The sequence below is a fragment of the Acidiphilium sp. genome, assembly GCF_049977125.1.
GTDB lineage: Bacteria > Pseudomonadota > Alphaproteobacteria > Acetobacterales > Acetobacteraceae > Acidiphilium.
The window spans coordinates 19,916-21,411 of sequence record NZ_JBMFGY010000053.1; the positions used below are offsets into that span (position 1 = coordinate 19,916).

Sequence of the window (1,496 nt, forward strand, 5' to 3'; positions counted from 1 at the left end):
GTGGTCGACGCCCAGGCCGTCGCCGAAATCGTCGAAAGCTGGACCGGCATCCCCGCCGGCCGCATGCAATCCAACGAAATCGCCACAATTCTCAACCTCAAAGCCACGATGGAGCGCCGCATCGTCGGCCAGCCCCACGCGCTCGAAGCCGTCGCGCAAGCCATCCGCACCTCCCGCGCCCGCCTCACCGACCCGCGCAAGCCGATCGGCGTGTTCCTGATGGTCGGCACGTCGGGCACCGGCAAGACCGAAACCGCCCTCACTTTGGCCGATCTGCTCTATGGCGGCGAACAGAACATCACCACCATCAACATGACCGAGTTCAAGGAGGAGCATAAAGTCTCCCTCCTGATGGGCAGCCCGCCCGGCTATGTCGGCTACGGCGAAGGCGGCGTGCTGACCGAAGCGGTCCGCCGCCGCCCCTATTCGGTCATCCTGCTCGATGAGATGGAAAAAGCCCATCCCGGCGTGCAGGACGTGTTCTTCCAGGTGTTCGACAAAGGCAACATGAAGGACGGCGAAGGCCGCGACATCGACTTCAAGAATACCGTCATCATCATGACCTCCAACGCCGGCACCGATCTGATCGACAAACTCTTCGCCGACCCCGAAACCGCACCGGACGCCGCCGGCCTCGCCGAAGCCCTCCGCCCGGAGCTGGCCAAACACTTCAAACCCGCCTTTCTCGGCCGCGTCACCATCGTCCCCTATTTCCCGCTTTCGGACGAGGTGATCCGCCAGATCGTCGGCCTGCAACTCGCGAAAATCACCCGCCGGGTTCGCGCATCCTACAAGGCCGACTTTACCTACGACCCAGCTCTGGTCGAAACCATTGCCGCGCGCTGCAAGGAATCCTCCTCCGGCGCGCGCAACGTGGAGAACATTCTGTCCCGCACCCTCCTGCCCGAACTATCGGCAGAGGTCCTGGCCCGTCTGGCCAGCGGCGAGACCATCTCCAGCGTCAAAATCGGAATTGGTCCCGATGGGTCGTTCCGCTACGCCGTCACCTAGAATTTCAACCCAGCAGGAGAGAGACCAATGGCTGTCTACATGAAATACGACACAATCGCCGGCGACGTGACCACCGAGGGCTTCAAGGACTGGATCGAGCTGAATTCGGTCCAATGGGGTGTCGGCCGCGGCATCTCAATGCAATCGGGCAGCGGCGAAGGCCGTGAATCCAGCCTGCCGAGCCTGTCCGAAATCACCATCACCAAGGATTACGACAAGGCCAGTTCCGACCTGCTCAAGGAAGCCCTCAGCGGCGCCGCCAAACCGGTGAAAATCGCCTTCACCCGCACCGGCAAAGCCGGCTCCGGCACCGAGAACTATCTTGAGATTGACATGACCGAAGTCATCATGTCCGGCCTGAGCATGTCCTCCGGCGGCGATAAACCCTCGGAATCTCTCTCGCTGAATTATTCGACCATCAGCTTCAAGAACACCCCAATGTCCGACAGCGGCGCCTCCAGCACCCCGGTCACCGTGCAGTTCGA

General features: G+C 61.8%; 2 protein-coding genes. Both read left to right on the forward strand.

The features are described from left to right. Positions 1 to 1,011: AAA family ATPase (locus tag ACP5E6_RS09970; RefSeq protein WP_427954081.1), on the forward strand; the 1,011-nt coding region annotated here is incomplete at its 5' end. Positions 1,012 to 1,038: 27 nt separating this feature from the next. Next, positions 1,039 to 1,496: Hcp family type VI secretion system effector (locus tag ACP5E6_RS09975; RefSeq protein ID WP_427954082.1), on the forward strand; the 458-nt coding region annotated here is incomplete at its 3' end.